The sequence below is a fragment of the Paenibacillus alginolyticus DSM 5050 = NBRC 15375 genome (assembly GCF_000422905.1).
GTDB lineage: Bacteria > Bacillota > Bacilli > Paenibacillales > NBRC-103111 > Paenibacillus_E > Paenibacillus_E alginolyticus.
The window spans coordinates 1-17,687 of the sequence record NZ_AUGY01000126.1 but is presented as its reverse complement, the minus strand read 5'-3'; the positions used below and the strand labels follow the sequence as shown (position 1 = coordinate 17,687).

Genomic DNA, 17,687 nt, shown 5'->3' with positions numbered 1-17,687 from the left:
TTATATATCAGCGACGTATTGGTTATGCAAGCTGAATTTTAGAAATAAAACAAATGCCCTCTGTATTTCAAATATTGGTTTTATGGGCGTCCGAACGTTCATTTTCGCAAGTCTGCCCATTTTTTGAAATTTTTCATTGAATAACTCAAAGAAAATAAAAAAAAACGGAACCCATTTTTCGGAGTTCCGGTCTTATAACTACTAAACGTCTTTATACAACTGCCCATCCCGAAACCTCACAATCCGCTTCGCCTGCTGCGCAATCAATAAGTCATGCGTAATTAAAATAATCGTCCGACCTTGTGCATGTAATCTCTTTAAAATGTTTAAAATCTCCACACCCGTCTTAGAATCTAACGCTCCCGTAGGCTCATCTGCCAAAATAATCGGAGGATCTCCTGCCAATGTTCGTGCAATAGCAACACGCTGCTGCTGCCCGCCGGATAACTCTGATGGAAAGTGCTTCCTGCGATCCAATAAATCCACCGATTCCAGTGCATGCAAAACGAGCAGCTCTCTTTCCTTTTTTGCTCATACCTCGATAAATCAAAGGCAATTCCACATTCTCAAAAGCATTTAATCTCGGTAGCAAGTTAAAGCTCTGAAAAACAAAACCAATCTTCCGATTACGAATCTCAGCGAGCCCAGAATCCTTAAGCAAGTTTATTGCTTGACCATCCAGGTCATAGATACCTTTATCTACAACATCCAAACACCCGATGATGTTCATCAGTGTGGATTTGCCGGAACCTGACGGTCCCATGATGGCCACGAACTATCCATGATCAATATCTAATGAGATATCATCTAATGCTTTAATCGTTTCCTCGCCCATCGTATAGTATTTACTGGCATTCTCGATATGAATTAACGTCATAACCTTCACCTCTATTACTTGCACAAAGTCCAAACAAATAAATGAAGTATGAGATCCACTATCCTTACCGCTTCGCCTTATAAAACTCATGATACAGCTTCATCAGCGCCCGCTTCTCAATCCTCGACACATAGGAACGACTGATGCCGAGCTCCTTCGCAATCTCCCGCTGTGTCCGCTCTTCCCCGCCAAGTTCCAGACCAAACCGGCCAACGACGACTTCCTTCTCGCGATCATCTAAAATTTCCAGATTGTGGTAAATTTTACTCTTCTCTATCTTCAACTGCACCTTATCCACGACATCGTCCGCTTCCGTTCCGAGGATGTCGATCAACGTAATCTCATTCCCCTCTTTGTCCGTTCCGATGGGATCATGCAAGGACACATCTTTACGTGTTTTCTTCAGCGAACGCAGATGCATCAAGATCTCGTTCTCGATACAGCGAGCCGCAAAAGTCGCGAGCTTGGTCCCTTTGTTCGGCGAAAACGACTCGATCGCTTTGATCAATCCGATCGTCCCGATCGAGATTAAATCCTCGAGATCTTCCCCTGTGTTGTCGAATTTTTTGACGATATGGACACGAAGCAACGTAGATTTCCTCTACAAGTGCCCGCAAACTCTATTGAACCCACGAGGTTTCAATTTCAACATAAGATAAAAAAAGCCCAATGTAGCACATTGGACTTGGTTCGACTATGGCATATAGTCGTTTAAATAATGCCCTTCTTACGATAAGGCCTAATGATTTTCTCCATAAATCGAGCAGCTATGATCTCATAACCATCGGCATCAGGATGCAGATGTTCGGGAAGATGCGAGGCGTCATTTTCACTGAACAGCTCTAAACCATCCAAATAATAAATATGATGATCACCGCGTGCTTTAAGCATCTCTACGGTTTGACGAACATCCTCTCGCATCATCGGCAATGTGAAGCCAAGCGCGTTTTCGTTCGTCTCACGATGCGTTGCATAAATAGGTGAAATCACAAGCAAAGGCGTATGCTCATGCTTATCACGTATGGTTTCTAACATACCAATTAACGCGGGTTTGAAGGTACGCGGACTTAGCGAAGCTGCTCCGTACACATTAATGCCTACACAAAGCGAGATGAAATCGCTAGGCAAATCCCGAATCAGTCTAGCTACCATCGATTCTAAATGATAGTTTCCAAGCGCAGGCCAAGTACGAGAAGGACTATGCGCGCCAACACATTGGGTGATGGAACTCCCATAGGTTACCCATCTTGGTTGCGATGCCGGAATCACCCATAATTCCGTGTTCGGTTCATCCATAAACTGCTAATCGTCATACTGGTGTTCTGCGGCAAAAAAATAGCCAGTTCTTTAGGTCCTTGATCTAAAGCAGAAAAGGCAACCTCCGTATCCCCTGCTGTTATCCCAGTTGCAGCGAACAATTCCCCGTTCACTAAACAGTCCAATCGGGCTGCCTCAGCCATGGGTGAGAATTTCACAACAACGGCAGTCGCGTCCGTGTGAAAGCTCAGACGGATTCCCGCGCAGATTGCAGCTTTGTTATCGATCCCATTGGGAGGATACAGATCATAATCTTGATATGGAATCCGCCAAAGCTTTATCCCCTCGGAAGTATGCTCTAACGAGACTGCCCCGCGAAACAAATCATCTGTTAGTAGGATATTCTTCATCTCACAGCCCCTTTTTCCCCCAGCCAAACGCCATTCTGCAATAACTTCATCTGCAGCTCAGCAACAGCAACTTCCCGCGAATTTGCTGATGTCTTCAATGCCAGGGCAGCAGCCGTACCCGATGCCTCACCCATCGCGAAGCAATTCGGCATCACCCTCAGCGACCCTTGCACAGCACGATCTGATGATGCCGCACGCCCCGGTACCCACATGTTATCGATACCAACAGGCAGCAATATGCGGTAAGGTACACCATGGGATTGACCTGGCTCAAGGTGCTTAAACGTCATATTTTGTTTACTGGTAGCCATATGAATGTCAATATAATAAGCATTCCTGGCAATATCATCTTCAAAAGAGCGTGCCTGCATAAAGTCATCGGCTGTAAGCACATAATCCCCTTGAATTCTCCGTGTTTCTCGAATCCCAACCTGTTCGCCGGTAGCTACAACGTGAGCATTCTCAAATCCGGGTACATACGCCCGAAAAAACTGAACCTGGCGTTCAACAAGTCTTCTGCCTTCCAAAGCCCCACGCGTCAAATCTTCCGCTTTCGTGCCGTCAATACCGAATATATGTCCAAAGTTAACACCAACCAAATAATCGTTAACCCAGGCGAGCCCCGATACCGATTTCCGCCCTGTTGGCAGAGCGCCATCCGCCATTCCCTTCTCAACGGTTTGATGCAGTTGGCTAGTGTCACCAGATTCCTCAATGAAACGATTGAACTTTTTGCGATCCACATTTGTGAGCAGATAGCACATGCTGCCAGATTGCAATTCTCCCTGTTCTCCGCCCTTTTGGAACGGAACGCCGGCTTTCGCTGCAATATCGGCATCCCCAGTCGCATCAATCACATAACGGCACGATACGACGGAGCGTCCAGATTTGTTCACGATAATGATGCCTTCAACATTTCGATGATCCTCAGACAGCACGACATCATACACAAATGTATGATAGAGCAAAGAAACACCACTTTCCTGTGCTGCATCATCATACACGCGTTTGAGAACCTCCGGATCTATCGGCACCCAGTCCAATGAATTTTCATAATCTTTGCGGTAATCATCGTTACAAGACTGCTTCATACGTTCCATCAGCCTCATGCCAAGCCCTCGAATCACGGGCTTAACTTTATCCGTAAACGGGCAAAATGCTGGGACAAGCGCTACTGTTCCCATGCCACCCAGGAAACCGCGCTGCTCGATTAATAACGTCTTCGCCCCATTGGCAGCAGCGCTTATGGCAGCAGCTATCCCCGCAGGGCCGCCTCCAATCACAACAACATCCACTTTATGGGATACGGGGATTGATTCTGCTGGAATATTCACTTCACCGTAATTCACGTTATTTCCTCCCCCATTACTTGCCTTCAAGACATAGACGTACTAGGTCATTCACATCTGCCGTTGCGAGACATTCCACGGTATCCGCTGCACCGTAGTAAATTTTGACTTCCCCGGAATCTTCCAGAACCATTCCTCCTGGAAAAATCACATGATTACGGAAACCACCCTCAACCTCATAGTGAGCTTCTGGAACGAGAAGCGGCGACTTGGATATACCAACGATCCGGCTTGGATTCTCTAAATCAAGAAGCATGATTCCCGCTGTATATCGCTTCTTCCAGGTTTCCTCCCAACCATTCTTACCACGGGCAGGATCGATATCTACCGCGTGAAAAGTGGTCAGCCAGCCCTTATCCGTTTTAATTGGCGGAGCACCTGGACCAATTTTGTCATTCGCAAATGGCACTTGTTCAACAGCAAGCACCAGCTTGGAGTTCCCCCAGTAACGCAAATCTGGTGAATCGCTCATCCACATATCAAAGCGATCTAATCCATGTCGACTATAAACTGGAAAAGGACGTTCTAACCGAACGTATTTACCGCCAATTTTTTCAGGGAATAGCACCATATTCCGATTATCCGGAACCGACAAGCTAAGGACTTCAAACGAACGAAAATCATCCGTTGTGGCAATTCCCCCGCGAAGCCCATGTTTCGTATCTACAGCAAAGCACATATAACATTTGTCTTCGATGATCGTTAACCTCGGATCGTAGACCCGGGTCACCTCTTCATCCCCCCAACTCCAACACGGAAACGGATTCACTTCCCATTTCACACCGTCATCACTAAAGGCTAGACCTAAATTTGTTGTAGAATGCGGTAAAATGGTTTGCTTCTCTTCATCTCCATAATCGTTACGAAAAACCATGACGTATTTCCCTTGATATTTTACAACGCCAGCATTAAATACCATTGCAGGGTTATAGGGAACATCCTTTGGAGTAAGGATGGGATTCGCAGGATGACGATGAATCAACGTGCTGGATTGAAACAATTCAGAAGTCAAATTTAACACTTCATTTCCTCCTCAAACAATTCTATACTTCTATTTCAATGTTCACATTCACTTGATCACAACCACCAAGGATTTTCCTGATCATGTAAAGGGATTTCATTTCTTTTGCTCCAATCATATTGTTTTATTTCATCGGCAATTTTCCAGCGTGACGGACACGTATTGAACATCCAATCCAATGGTTCAGCTACAGGTATAGGTTGAGAAGCAATTTGAAAAGCTTCTTTAAGTGCTTCCCTCTGTTCAATACTTAATTGAGTTGAATCCGCAGAGACAAATAGGGGAGTTCCGCTATTGGAAAGCACATCCAACCATTGCTTATTGTATTCCCAGGGAATTGCCGACGTAATGCCGACACAATCAGCATCGTGGCTGAAAAAAGTGCCATGCTGCGGCATCCGGAAGGCCAGTGTGTTGATTCCCATTCTTCTTGTTCTTTCCCAAGACTTCCCGCTTGTATCGTCACCTGTTCGCTGTATCTCAAAAATGCCTGCTGCCAGATGCCCAATTGTATTACACCCAATAATTAAGCTGTCTTTAGACGCTTTGGCAATCGTGCGATACAGCTCTGTTATGATCTCTGCACTTGTTCTAGAGCGATCAGCAAATGAATAAGGTAATTGATTCACCTTACTTCCCATTTCAAAGCCCCATTGTCCGAATATATCGAAAGTGGAGAAATCATGTTTAATTAACTCATAGCCCCAATCATGCATACGCCCAATGAACGAAGCCACATAGGCCAGTACCTCAGGCAGGCTCGGGTCAAGAAAATGCCCTTCTTTTGTATAACGAATCCATGATTCCGGCACCTTCTCATGCGTCAACAACGGACGACACCATATCCCTGGTTTTACACCAATTTCTTTCATCTCATCGGCTAAACACTTCATATCCGGAAAATCCCGATTTCCAATCCATGGACCGCCATTACCGCTCACGCCGCTGCCTAATTGCCAGCAATCATCAATCACCATAAAGGGCCGATTCTCAACCGTGCCCGCCAGCTCTGAAATAAATCGAGAATCCTCGAGAATCTTATCATGTGTGCTATTGCCGTAGGCATAGTACCAATTGTTCCCGCCATATACCGGATAGCTTGGCATAAGCGGCCGCTCACACATGATCTTGCAGAACGCTTGTGCCGCCATAAAAGGCGACAGCTCCAGCTCACTATGCATATCTACTAATACAGCTACTTCTAGCTTACGCTCTCCTAACTGCACACCCTGACTACCACAGCTTACATCAGCATACATAGTGAAACCGCTGCTATCCACATGCCAGTGACACATCGCAGATGGGCCCGTCTTCACACCAAAACCATAGGTTGATTCACCATCGTTCATCAGCCCATACCAAGGAAGCACCCGTTCAGGTTCCAAGCCAGACCATTTCATGTCACCATATGCCCGCTCCCAATGATCCCCCAACAAAATAACCGGCATTTTCAAATCATGCATCCAGTGAAAACGTATTTGGTGAATCGCTGAACGGTTCGCTTCAAGAAAGATCTTCATCGCCCGTTTAGATTCCTCAAGCTCCATTGACACATGAATATCGCCTTGGCTCCAACCACTGAAAGGATCATAGACCATCTTCACCCAACCGCTATCCGTCTCGACAAATACACCGTTTGGTTGCTTTAAAATACTAACTTCCATGTACGTTCCCTTCTCCCTTACCAAGAAATTCCTCACCCTGAAAGTAAGATCAGAATGCCTGCTGCATGAACCAACTTGAACATGCCACAGGCATTCAATGTAAGATTAATTTTGTTCTTTTAAAATCGTAACTTGACTATTAAATTCTTGAATCAAGAAGTTCATTTCGGTTAAATTCTCCGCAGCTTTATGGCTTCCAGGCATATAAATATTTTGAAAGATGACATCTGTAATCGTTGCACCTTGGACTCCCTGGATCTTAGCGCTGCCTCTGCCTTTGCCATTATCATAAACCTTGATGTTTTTAACCCTAATATTCGAGATTGGACCGATGCCCAACTCATTCCCGTTCACGATAAACATCGTCATCCAAGCACTATTATCATCGTTCATATAGGTAATATTTTCGATTTCCATATTTTCAAATGTAATCTGCTTCGCTTCCGCAGTCCCATATTTATGATGAATGCCGAAACCAACGGCTGCATCGTAAACAACGCAATCTCTAAATGTAATGTTCTCTTGATTCTGCATGACACCTTGGCCTATTTTAAAACCATAACAAATCGTCCAGGCGATGCAATCTTCAAATAAAACATCAGCGACAGGTTCAGGCTTACCTGGCCAGCCTACTTTCCCAGAGGCGATATCCGTCGTTTCCTTCCAAGCTTTCGTTGAGAATGGATCGTCCAGCCCGATTCCTATCGCATTCCTAACGACGACGTTCTGTGACTCACATACATCAATTCCGTCATTTTCACCCATATTCAAGCTGTTAAACATCTTCAAATTCACGAAGTTCATTTCCTTCGACCGGATGGTTGTGATGGCCCAGGCAGACGCATTTCGAACGGTGATACCGTCTACCTCAAATTTCGACGTAACGATGGGGACCAACAAATTATTGATCATCCCATCGTCAGAGAGCGCTTCTCCGTTACCGTCTATCGTACCTCTACCAAATAGTTTAATATTCGTAGATTCATAGGCAGTAGAAATCCACCAAGTCACAGGCTTACCTACTGAATCCTTAAACCAATGTTCTTGAAGGTCTGACCTTTTACTTGTACTGATAAACACGGATCCGGGTTCCATATAGACAGCCGTATTGCTTTTAATGACTAGATTTGAAATAAAGTAAGTGCCTGCAGGAACATATACGATACCTTGTGCGCCATTCCCTCGCTCTGTCCCATACTGACTGGCATCATCCAATGCTCGTTGAATTGCTGCCGTTCTGGCAGCAACTTCTGATTCCGCAGCAACTGGTACAACGTTAAAGGGTTCAAGTGCAATATGGAACACTCCCTCCCCCGTTTCTTCGGGTACATCCGACTCCACAGGGTCTGCAGCTAACACGAGACGTTTGGCCCTATCATTAATCCGAATAATCAGATACTCATCCCGATCAACCGTAAATCTCATCATATTTCCCGTAATAGTGGCAGAAATATTTAATTTTAATGGACTGATGGTGTACGAATTGATTTCTGTCTCATCAAGTAAAGTCAGTTCATAAGTTACTTTACCTGCTGTCACCGAGAAACTGGCATAATCGTAATCCTTCGTGTAGGTCGTCAATGGAAGCGAGATCCCATTTGCCTTTAAGGCATACTCCTCAGAAATATCATAGATGTCCGGCACGAGATAAGGGCAGAGAACTGCTGCACCCATCGACTGTTCAGCCATCGTAGAAGTTAATCCTTTGTTCAATTTGATTCCTCCCCAAACTAATGGTCAAAGGACCTATTGTTTATTGATCGTGGTAATGAAATCTCGGTTATAGATTACTTTGTCAGCATTTTTGGTAATCCAATCGCTATAAAATTGGTCTATCTGCTGACCGCCGGATTTATTCCATAAAGATTGAACATCTACTAATGCTTGATCTGTTGAATATTGAGTTCCGCCTACAATGGACTTTTTCCAGATGTCATTAATCGTTGATACACTTTTGTTAATGACTTGCAGGTTGGAAGGCAATCCCGGCCAATTGGTAATCGGGTAGGCATAGTCATTCTTTGGATTGAAATAAGCCCCGTCTGCCATCTTCATGATTTCAGCAAATTGCTTCTCTGCCGGGATACTTGGATTCACCTTAACCGTAACCTGTTCCCCTTTTGGCAGCGTCCCGATAGAACTCATAATGCTCAAATCCAATACGCCAACCATTTCTTTTTTGTTCTTTTCCGCGTCGATCGGACTAGTAATTCCCTCGCTATTCTTCGTATAATGCACGCCTTCGATCCCGTTCTTAAGTGTCATAATGGTGTCTTGCTCTACCAGGAAGTCGATATATTTCATAACTGCTACGGGATCCTTAGCTGCGGCATTAATACCGCCCGTCATTTGAATTGGCGACTTGAATCCAGGATTAAACTGACCAAATGGCCCTGCTGGTACAGGTATTGCAATCACTTCTGCGCCAGACACATTTTTTAGCAAGGATTTATACTGATCTAACAATGATGTACTGTCCACACCACCGCTTGCAAAATAAAATCCAAGCTTTCCGTTAACCCAGTCTTGTTTTGCTTTTTCCCCGTTTTTATCCGTCAAGAAATCTTTATCAATGATACCTCCGTCAAACAGGTCTTTCTGGAATTTCGCTGCAGCTTTCGCTTGCTCACCGATGTTCGGATTCACGAGTTTGCCGTCCTTAACAAAACGGCTAGCGTTATTAAACATAGAATTAACCACGGACTCAGCTGATGCTCCGCCAATGTTCAAACCAAACGTATCCTTTTGACCGTTTCCATCCGGATCATTCTCACGGAAAGCTTTGGCCACTTGGAACAACTCATCGGATGTCTTAGGAACTTCCAAATGAAGCTTCGTCAGCCAATCTTTGCGAACAAAAATAAAATCATTATTTTTCGCCCCAAGAATACGTCCGAAATTGTAGGTTTTCCCGTCATCCTTTTGACCGAGTGTTAAAAGTTGCGGGTATTTTTCGGTTAACTTTTTGTACGACGTGCTGTACTTTGCAATCAATTCGTCTAATGGCATGAGTTGTTTTTGCGAATACAACTGATTAAAGAATCCACCATCGTACTCCATAATTAGATCAGGCGCTTCGCCGGAGGCAAATAATAAATTTAGTTTCTGTACTTGCTCTGAGCGAGGAAACGGCACAAACTTAACATCAACGGGTCCCTTATCATTGATCCATTTCGTCCACATATTATTAGTAATTGTACCTGCCTCAGGAGGAACATTCCCTCGATCATAAAGAGTTACACTTATGGAACCTCTTTTTGCACTCGCACCTGTTTCAGATGACTCTTTTGACTTATCTCCAGATGATGCGCAACCTGCTAATAAAGTTGTTCCCGTCAATACGGCTGTTAAACTAAGAATTGAACCTTTCATATATAAATGTTTCATGGGAAACCCTCCAAGGTTATAGTCTCATGCATGGTCTTGCATCAATTTATCCTTTAACTGCTCCAATCATAACACCTTTAACAAAGTACTTTTGTAAAAATGGATACACGACAAGCATGGGAATCAGCATAACGAATAGCGCCGCTGCTTTAATCGATTCTGGGGTAACTTGCTGCATATCCTCGGCTTGAAGGTTATTCATCTCTTGCAGCATGGATTGACTCTGAACCATCTGCTGAACCAAGACCGCCAAATTATATTTGGTAGAATCATGAATAAAGATCATCACACTCGAGAATGAATTCCAATAACCTACAGAATAAAACAAGGTCAATGTCGCAATCACAGGCATAGATAACGGAAGAATGATCCTAAACAATTGGCCAAACTCACTACATCCGTCCATTTTCGCTGACTCCACGATTTCATCTGGAACATTTTCGAAAAATGTTCGCATGATCAGCATGTTATAGGTGCTTATAAGTCCAGGAAGCCATAAAGCCCAGTACGTATTAATGATTCCTAGTGATTTTAACAGCAGAAAGGTCGGAATGGTTCCCCCGCTGAACAGCATCGTGAATACAATGAGCAGTGTAAACGTCCGCTTCGCATAGAAGCCCTTTTTGGAAAGCGGATACGAAGCCATTACCGTAAAAGACATGCTTAATGCGACACCAACGACAGTAATAATCACGCTGTTAATAAAAGCACTGTCGATCCGAGTTCCTTTAAATAGAGACTGATACGTTTCGAGCGTCAAACCAACAGGCCAAAAAGAAACCTTACCAGACAAAATGGCATGAGGATCGCTCAGAGAGACGGACAATAGATGTACCAGTGGCAGAAAACAACTTAAGCCCGCACATGTCAGAATGATGTAGTTGAACACATAAAACAATTTCTCGCCATTTGTAGTTTTCATGGGGTCCTCCTTCCCTACCAAAGTCCTCTGTCGAATTTCCTAGCAATCATATTTGCAGAGAACACTAAGATAAAACCGACGACAGATTCAAAAAGGCCCATAGCAGACGTTAAACTGAATTGCCCCCCCTGAATACCAACCTTGTAAATATAAGTGCTAATGACTTCTGAGACATTAAAAACTCCTGAATTTTGTAGGACATAAACAGGATCGAAGCCTACACTCATCACATTTCCCATCTGTAAGATGAGAATTAAAATGGCAGTTGAGCTAATACCGGGGAGAGTCACATGAAGCGTCTGCTTCCATTTATTCGCGCCATCTAAGCTTGCCGCTTCATAAAGTGACGGGTCGATATTCGTAATGGCTGCCAAGAAGATAATGGTGCTGAAACCTGCTTCTTTCCACACCCCGGCACCGACAAAAATGGCAATCCAAGAACCTTCATTGTAGAGAAATGATGTGGTATTACCTGTTATTCGCTCAAGCACAGCATTCACAATACCTGTTTGTTCCGCGAATAAGGTGATGACAATTCCGCCTACGATGACCCATGAGAAGAAATGGGGTAAGTAAACAAGTGTTTGAACCCACTTTTTAAACCATTGCTTCCTTACTTCATTCAACAGAATTGCTAGTATGATTGGGAGTGGAAATCCAACCGTAATATTCAAAACACTGAGCATGAACGTATTCCGAATAATATTCAAAGTTTGCGGATTACTAAAGAGAATTTTAAAATTTTGCATACCATTCCATGGGCTATGTAAGATCCCTTGGGTAAAATTATAATCTTTGAAGGCCATGATAGCTCCAAACATAGGAACATATTTGAATATCAAATAAAATAACAATACAGGAATAAATAAGATGAGTAAGGGGACGTTATTTTTGAATCTCCGTATCGCATCTACTTTCCGTCGTTGTTTCTGTTGTATCTCAGATCTTCCTTTAGTGGCACTTTGCATCATATTCAAGCTTTTTCCACCACACTTTCAAAAAATCAATTTTATAGCTTATCTTCCCGGATCATACGACTGACCAAGTCCCCGAACAAGCTATTGGCCCATGCAAACCAAGGTCTAGTAAATTGACTCGGATCATCTGCGTGAAAACCTTCATGCATATAATTTGTCCCTGCATCCGTCGCCAACAAGATATCGAGGATTCTCATCTTCTCCATGTCGTTAGTACTTGTCAAAGCCTGCATCGTTAAACTAATCGGCCATATATATTTCTCTGGCGTATGAGGGCTTCCGATCCCTTCGGCCGCTTGACCGCTATAGAAATACGGATTATCCTCGCTTAAAACGAACCGCCTAGTGTTTAAGTACACCAGATCATCGCCATCCGCATAACCGAGATAAGGAATCGACAACAAGCTTGGAACGTTCGCATCATCCATCAAGTTAAAGTTTCCCATCCCGTCTGTTTCATACGCATACATTTTTCCATATTTCGGGTGATGAACAATACCATACGTTTGAATGCCATGATCAATTTGCGTTCTCAATTCATCCGCCATCTCGGCCAGATGCGTGTCTTTGAGGATATCCTCAGCAATTTCATTCACATATCCAAGGACCACAACGGCGAACATATTCGATGGAATCAAATAACCTAGTTTGCAGGCATCATCGCTTGGGCGGAAACCACTCCATGACATCCCCGTATAATTTACGCTCGTGCCTAAACCTTGATTGGGGAGCGTATCGGTACTCGGACAATTAAAACGTTGAAACCGATAGGAAGATGCTTCTTGATGCCGCTGCTCAGTTCGTATTAATCGCAAGATGGCCCGTACAGCACATTGGAAATCGTAATTAAATACGGATGTTCTTCCCGTAGCTTTCCAGTACAAATAAATAAGCTCTAGTGGATAACAAAGCGAATCCAGCTCATATTTTCGTTCCCAAACCCACGGGTTTCGTTCTGTTTCATCTTCATGCTCTAAGGAGGGATTAGCCTTCTCATTAAATGCGTTGGCGTAAGGATCCATCAAAATACATTTCATTTGTGTGGATATGAGTCCTTCGATAATTTGCTGAAGCTCCGGATCCTCCTTCGCTAAAGGGAGATAATGCTTCACTTGTGCGCTTGAATCCCGCAACCACATCGCTGGAATATCTCCTGTAATAACGAATGTTGTACCGTCTTCCATTATTTTCGCAGTTGTCTCTAACGTATTCGGGTAACACTTCTTGAACATCCCCAGCAACTTGGGTCGATGTGCCAGCTTCTCATCTGCGAACGCAAGCCACTGTTCTACTGATTTGGGTAATTGATGCAACTCGTTCATTCCTTTCGAAGTAAATGAAATCAACAGCAAACTGACTATACTGTACATTAGGCAAAATCCTCAATCGCTTAGATTCCGCTCGTGATCGTTTTTCAGAAATACAGCCAAAGCGCCTGATATTCAAATTTCTAACGATAGATCATTTTCATAAATCCTCGTAAATAAACGAAAAACGCCCCTTACAACTGCCTTTCTAGACAGTGCGCTTTGGGCGTTTTTATCGTACATCTACATTTTTCTATACTCACCTGGCGTCACTCCGAAGCACTTCTTAAAAGCTCGGATGAACGTCATGGAGTTGGTATACCCTACTTGATTGGCAATGTCTTGGACCGAAGATTGGGTTTCTAAGAGCAATACTTTGGCATACTCCAATCTCACTTGTGATAAGTAATCTACAAATTTGACACCTATCTCTTCCCTGAATAAAAAGCTTAAATATTTTCCGTTGATCCCGAACTCATCTTCTAAATGGTTTAAAGACAATTCGGGATTCGAATAATGTTCCTCGATATATTTGCGGACGTTTTGCATTAAAGCATGATGCTTTCTTGTCTCGCGAAGTTCTAGAAATTGCTGTTCCGCATGAAGCAGTACATCCATTATCAGCAACTTGGTCTCTTCAACGGTCTCCATTTCCCTTAACATGTTATTCATTTTTGGCATCACATCTCTTTTCCAGATCGTCTGGAATTCATCCGGCAGCTCCATGATTTCTCTATAAAGATGGTTAATCAGATCGTTGATGATGTAAAACACTTCACTTTTGGCATACATGTCGTCCAGAATTTGCCGAAATAAGATTTCAAACTCTTCCTTCCAACGAGCCTCGCCCATGCGATAATAATAAGACAGGTAGCGGAGATTATGAATCAATTTATAAGCTTCACCTTGCTTGATTTCATTGATTTGCGCTTGGTAAATCACTTGGTTGTTACCTTTTACTGATTTATAATTCAATGCTGTTCGGGCTTGTTCGTACAGGTGATAGATTTCCCTGCTATCAGAGGAGCATTGACTCACCGCGAAAGTAATACTGAAGTCCAAATTATTCTGAACCCACTCCACCATTCGGTTACAAATGTTCGCAATATGCGTCTCCGACAGCTCAAGATCCGATTGACTCAGAAATAATATGCTTAAGCGATGGCGTTCTAGCCATTCCATCCATATTTCAATCGGATATTGATCTGAGATTTCTTTCAGTACGTTGTTAATGACGAATTTCAATAAATATTGATCCCGCTTGGAATAACTCTGAGCAAATTCCGCATTGCGATCTATTTCAATGATGGCTGAACACAAAAAAGTGAATTCCGAAGAAAGTCTTAAGTTCTCCATCTCCTTCTTCCATTCCATTTCCTGCAGGATGATTCTGCCATCCGTTAAATCCTTTAAGATATGATGTCTTTTTAAAGTCAATCCTTCTTCTTGTTCCTTCTCATATTCCGTTACCCGCTCGAACAAATCCTCAATGGCTGCTTCAATCAATGTAAATTCATCCGCGGCTTCATCTTGAAAAAGATTGCCCTTCTTGGTCGAAAGTCTTGTTATTCGTCCTAGAATAGATTGAATCGGCCTGTAGTTGCTGCGTGCCGTATAAATAATCCATATCGTTCCAAGGACTAACATCAAGACACCAATACTTAAATACACATAATAAACCCATGAACCAAATTGATATAACGTTCCATCCTTAATACCAGTAAGAAGTTTCCAACCCGTGTAGTCCGATGTAAATTCATGGAGCTGTTTACTATCCCCAGTGAGCTGCGCATCATATATATACTGACCGTCCTTACCGATTAAACTCGCGTAGCTTACATCGGAAGGAGATGACATCTCATTTACGAGCTGCTCAATTGCTTTGATCTTGACATTGACAACGATGATCCCCAAATCTCCAGAGAGAGGATTCGCTCTACTTGCAAATGAAATCACTTTGTTTGCTGAATCTGCGCTCTTGGTCTCTTGGAAAATCCGAACATTAGACCATTTCTGCCCGTTTTTCGAATCATTTAACCTTTCTTGAATAAAGGCTTGATCACCGAATTCTTGAAGTGGCGTGAACATATTCTCCGAGAGTACTTTATCGTCACTTTTACGGTAAAGATAAATCGAATCAATGATTGAATTCACTTTTAATTTCGTCAATTCGTTTGATATCTGATACCTCTTAAAGAATCTTTCGTGGGCGTCTTCCTGTTGAAAATACGGTTTCACATTCTCATTATTCTGCACCGCATTTAAAACGAGATGCTCCGTAGTTTTCAAATTATAATCAACGACTTGCTGTACATGCTTCGCAAATACCCCGTTGGCATCAATAACAGCATTCTTCGATAATTGCGCAATGGATAGAAACATTAAAGTCAATAACACAAACGTTAGTAAAAAGAACACGGGCAAATACGAAATAATTTGCCTCTTCATCCACTTTCGAGTCATACGCGTCCTCCGTTGAATTTTTTAAAAAACATACTTATTGTCGCACGATTCTAGTATAGTGTCCATTTTTTATAATAGTTGCTGTTCCGAACCAAATAAATGGTGCTTTTATCAAACAAGAAGCCGGTACCTGCATAGGATACCGACTCTTATTATTGATCCAGCCCTTCCATTTAATAACCAAGCGATGCTCCCAACTCAACAGGATGATCCAACATAGGTGTAGACACACCTGATGGCTCCATGAGCTTTTCCCCATCCGATTGCTAAGGGACATTGACGTATAATCGCCATGACCTGCCAAATAACGAGTGAAAGGCAAAGTCGTGTTATGGTCAGCCGGTGGTGCTCCCTGTTCCAACCCGTGAACAGCTTCTCAGGACAATTCATTCGGATAGGTCCGTGACAGACCCGTCGGTTTGTTCGCTCCATGAAAGTTGACCATCAGATGAAATTTCGCCGCATGCTGACATCGCCGTCGACAACCCAAGACCACGTAGATGTTCCAGGCTTAATCCAGTTGGTATTATTGTCAAAAAGCGGGGATTGCGGCGGGTTAACATTCGAAATAATGTCAGTGTTAACTAAGCCATTCAAATCAGCTGCCACAGACACAATTCTAAAAACACGCATAAACGACCTCGATCACGGTCATTCATGCGCACTTTACCATGTAGTCTCATTCCTTGCATTTAATTTGCTCAGAGTGTCCAAATAAACATTGTTTCTATATTCGGAAGAATCTGAGTTATTTCAACAAAGCATCAATAGAAATTTCGCCAGATCCAGTAAAAGCTACGCCAAGTAGAGTTGCAATCAACACCAAATTATATTCATATCCGTTCTTTTCTCCCCATATTCCGTTTGCTCCGTGGAACTTCGCTATGGCAACCAGCATCGGTATGATCAGCAATGCAGCACCGACCTGTGTCCAAAGGCCAGTCGCGAACAACAAACCGCCAATTAATTCTAAGAGACCTGCGCTTATCGCCATGAAAACGCTCGGTCTGATGCCAATTGATTCAAAAAAGTCTGCCGTCCCTCTCATTCCGCCACCACCGAACAGCCCGAACAGCATTTTACCTGCATGCCCAATCATCAATAAACCGATAACTGCGCGAATCATAAATAAGCCTACATCTGACAACGATGCCACCTTCTTTCCGCTCTATAACTTAGATTGCTTAACGCAACTAAAGTAATGCTGACAAAATACGATCACAGAGATCCATTGTACCCACATTGTCTCGTCCACTTGATTGCGGAATACAACCATCCCTGCAGCAGTCCATAAAATGTGCCATTTCGCCAACGAAGCCGCGTAAATAAAGATCTCTAAAACACCCTGACATCGCTGAGGCAGATGAGGTAAAAACGCTGTCGTACTCTCCAAGTGATCGCCAGGGCGGAAGATCTGATGTTAATGATTTATGAATAGTGAACGTATTAATTTCATCCGCGCACGCAAATCCATGGTCAAAAGTGACCCGTATATTTTCACTTTCACGTGACCAAGCACTCATGCCAGAGAAATAAACACTTCCAACGCTCCCATTGTTAAACTTTAGCGAAATACTTTGCGATATGAACTCGTTTTTGCTATTCTTAAACCCTGTAACTTGAGATACTTCCCCAAACAGATGACGCATCAGATCCACCATATGAATGGCGGCAAGTTTTATGAATTCTTCATCATTTTTGCAGAAAGGTGTGCTGTCAACCGCGAATCTGGCTTCAAAAGAACGAACAGTGCCAAGTACTTCATAAGCAACCCATGATCGATGTTGTCGAATAGACCCTTAATGTCAAATTCCAACACCCAGTCATGTCGCCAACATCTGGTTCTTGTTACTCGAACCGCATCTATCGCGGATTTTCCTGGTCTGTACCCATAGGAGTCGGAGTGAAATATAGGTTCCACCATCGGCTCAAAGTACATCTTAACTGTCATTTGCGCGATACGATCTGAGACAGTTGGAATCCCGAGTATCCTTACACCGCCATTCTTCTTCGGTATCTCTACCGCCTTAACTGGCGGGGGAAAGTAACTTCC

Annotated in this window: 15 protein-coding genes and 3 pseudogenes; all 18 read right to left on the bottom strand. The window is 43.2% G+C overall.

From position 1 onward, the window contains the following. Window positions 1–201 precede the first annotated feature (201 nt). The 18 genes and pseudogenes from G519_RS46030 to G519_RS46005 all read right to left on the bottom strand — a co-directional run bounded on the left by G519_RS46030 (window position 202) and on the right by G519_RS46005 (window position 17,594). Window positions 202–877: pseudogene (locus tag G519_RS46030) on the bottom strand (ABC transporter ATP-binding protein). Window positions 878–941: 64 nt separating this feature from the next. Then, window positions 942–1,463 (bottom strand): annotated as a pseudogene (sigK, locus tag G519_RS46025) (RNA polymerase sporulation sigma factor SigK); the annotation flags it as partial. A gap of 125 nt (window positions 1,464–1,588) precedes the next feature. Then, entirely contained in the window at window positions 1,589–2,173 is a 585-nt protein-coding gene (locus G519_RS52670) for an SGNH/GDSL hydrolase family protein (RefSeq protein WP_244280316.1), read from the bottom strand. Next, entirely contained in the window at window positions 2,143–2,544 is a 402-nt protein-coding gene (locus tag G519_RS52665; RefSeq protein ID WP_244280315.1) for a hypothetical protein, read from the bottom strand. The genes G519_RS52670 and G519_RS52665 overlap by 31 nt, the downstream gene beginning before the upstream one ends. Beyond that, window positions 2,541–3,893 (bottom strand): FAD-dependent oxidoreductase, encoded by a 1,353-nt coding sequence (locus tag G519_RS0134285; RefSeq protein ID WP_051253945.1) that lies wholly within the window; start codon window positions 3,891–3,893, stop codon window positions 2,541–2,543. The genes G519_RS52665 and G519_RS0134285 overlap by 4 nt, the downstream gene beginning before the upstream one ends. A gap of 16 nt (window positions 3,894–3,909) precedes the next feature. Then, the gene (locus G519_RS0134280; protein WP_029198447.1) at window positions 3,910–4,914 is read right to left on the bottom strand and encodes a glycoside hydrolase family 130 protein; all 1,005 of its coding nucleotides are present in this window, start codon (window positions 4,912–4,914) and stop codon (window positions 3,910–3,912) included. A 56-nt stretch (window positions 4,915–4,970) separates the two neighbouring features. Continuing rightward, window positions 4,971–6,578, bottom strand: a complete 1,608-nt coding sequence (locus G519_RS0134275) for an alpha-amylase family protein (protein WP_029198446.1) — start codon at window positions 6,576–6,578, stop codon at window positions 4,971–4,973. Between the two features lie 105 nt (window positions 6,579–6,683). Beyond that, entirely contained in the window at window positions 6,684–8,291 is a 1,608-nt protein-coding gene (locus G519_RS46015; protein WP_051253944.1) for a glycosyl hydrolase family 28 protein, read from the bottom strand. Between the two features lie 33 nt (window positions 8,292–8,324). Further along, a complete protein-coding gene (locus G519_RS46010; protein ID WP_036634945.1) occupies window positions 8,325–9,965 on the bottom strand; it encodes an extracellular solute-binding protein in 1,641 nt (546 codons plus the stop codon). A gap of 46 nt (window positions 9,966–10,011) precedes the next feature. Continuing rightward, a complete protein-coding gene (locus tag G519_RS0134260; RefSeq protein ID WP_029198445.1) occupies window positions 10,012–10,887 on the bottom strand; it encodes a carbohydrate ABC transporter permease in 876 nt (291 codons plus the stop codon). 14 nt (window positions 10,888–10,901) lie between these two features. Beyond that, the gene (locus tag G519_RS0134255; protein ID WP_409372030.1) at window positions 10,902–11,858 is read right to left on the bottom strand and encodes an ABC transporter permease; all 957 of its coding nucleotides are present in this window, start codon (window positions 11,856–11,858) and stop codon (window positions 10,902–10,904) included. A gap of 38 nt (window positions 11,859–11,896) precedes the next feature. Further along, window positions 11,897–13,186, bottom strand: a complete 1,290-nt coding sequence (locus tag G519_RS0134250) for a glycoside hydrolase family 125 protein (protein ID WP_029198443.1) — start codon at window positions 13,184–13,186, stop codon at window positions 11,897–11,899. 228 nt (window positions 13,187–13,414) lie between these two features. After that, window positions 13,415–15,634 carry an AraC family transcriptional regulator gene (locus G519_RS0134245; protein WP_029198442.1) on the bottom strand — a complete coding sequence of 740 codons (2,220 nt, stop codon included), beginning with the start codon at window positions 15,632–15,634 and terminating at the stop codon, window positions 13,415–13,417. 376 nt (window positions 15,635–16,010) lie between these two features. After that, window positions 16,011–16,079, bottom strand: a complete 69-nt coding sequence (locus G519_RS53800; RefSeq protein ID WP_369073746.1) for a hypothetical protein — start codon at window positions 16,077–16,079, stop codon at window positions 16,011–16,013. Next, window positions 16,079–16,267 carry a hypothetical protein gene (locus G519_RS51455; protein ID WP_029198441.1) on the bottom strand — a complete coding sequence of 63 codons (189 nt, stop codon included), beginning with the start codon at window positions 16,265–16,267 and terminating at the stop codon, window positions 16,079–16,081. Before G519_RS51455 ends, G519_RS53800 begins: the two co-directional genes overlap by 1 nt. Window positions 16,268–16,382: 115 nt before the next feature. Further along, window positions 16,383–16,781, bottom strand: a complete 399-nt coding sequence (locus tag G519_RS0134235) for a DoxX family protein (protein WP_029198440.1) — start codon at window positions 16,779–16,781, stop codon at window positions 16,383–16,385. Between the two features lie 46 nt (window positions 16,782–16,827). Continuing rightward, window positions 16,828–17,391: pseudogene (locus tag G519_RS49540) on the bottom strand (Gfo/Idh/MocA family protein); the annotation flags it as partial. Then, on the bottom strand, window positions 17,313–17,594 hold the full coding sequence (locus G519_RS46005) for a reverse transcriptase domain-containing protein (RefSeq protein WP_244280317.1): 282 nt from the start codon (window positions 17,592–17,594) through the stop codon (window positions 17,313–17,315). The gene G519_RS46005 and the pseudogene G519_RS49540, both read right to left, overlap by 79 nt. Between the last annotated feature and the right edge of the window lie 93 nt (window positions 17,595–17,687).

Coding starts and splice junctions, on each gene's coding strand:
- G519_RS52665 (WP_244280315.1), bottom strand. CDS start 2,544: ATGAAGAATATCCTACTAACAGATGATTTGTTTCGCGGGGCAGTCTCG.
- G519_RS0134260 (WP_029198445.1), bottom strand. CDS start 10,887: ATGAAAACTACAAATGGCGAGAAATTGTTTTATGTGTTCAACTACATC.
- G519_RS0134275 (WP_029198446.1), bottom strand. CDS start 6,578: ATGGAAGTTAGTATTTTAAAGCAACCAAACGGTGTATTTGTCGAGACG.
- G519_RS0134245 (WP_029198442.1), bottom strand. CDS start 15,634: ATGACTCGAAAGTGGATGAAGAGGCAAATTATTTCGTATTTGCCCGTG.
- G519_RS51455 (WP_029198441.1), bottom strand. CDS start 16,267: ATGCGTGTTTTTAGAATTGTGTCTGTGGCAGCTGATTTGAATGGCTTA.
- G519_RS46010 (WP_036634945.1), bottom strand. CDS start 9,965: ATGAAACATTTATATATGAAAGGTTCAATTCTTAGTTTAACAGCCGTA.
- G519_RS52670 (WP_244280316.1), bottom strand. CDS start 2,173: ATGGATGAACCGAACACGGAATTATGGGTGATTCCGGCATCGCAACCA.
- G519_RS0134255 (WP_409372030.1), bottom strand. CDS start 11,858: ATGATGCAAAGTGCCACTAAAGGAAGATCTGAGATACAACAGAAACAA.
- G519_RS0134250 (WP_029198443.1), bottom strand. CDS start 13,186: ATGAACGAGTTGCATCAATTACCCAAATCAGTAGAACAGTGGCTTGCG.